Genomic DNA, 459 nt, shown 5'->3' on the forward strand with positions numbered 1-459 from the left:
GGAGGAAGAGGAGGAAGAAGTCGAGCTGGAGGGGATTACCTTACGGATCGGCGTGTTCTTCGATGGTACCGGCAATAACCGATCCAACAGTGAAATGGTCGCCGAGTGCCATGCGCGGGATGTGGGGCTGGAAGAGCTGGCGGAGGACATTCGGCAGTTTTGTCAGGCTCATGGGTATGACGGCAAGGGGGGAGCGCCGGATAACAGTTATGGGAATGACAGCAGTAATGTGGCGAAGCTCCATGACCTGTACAACGATGACAGCGAACGTCGGCTCTCGGCAGATGAGAGCAAAGCGTCAATCCGTGTTTATCTGGAGGGTATTGGCACCAGTAGCGGAGCAGAAGATTCGCGTTACTCGCAGATGACCGGCAAAGGTGCGCAAGGCGTATTGGCGCGAGTTGAACAGAGTCCAGCGCATATTCTCGAAGTCGTTCGGCGGTTCGAACTTGCTAACCC

At 55.8% G+C, this 459-nt stretch carries 1 pseudogene; it reads left to right on the plus strand.

The features are described from left to right. Nucleotides 1-459, plus strand: a pseudogene (locus AC1DH9_RS30940) (type VI secretion system tip protein TssI/VgrG); the annotation flags it as partial.

The sequence above is a fragment of the Pseudomonas sp. 05T35 genome (assembly GCF_056396605.1).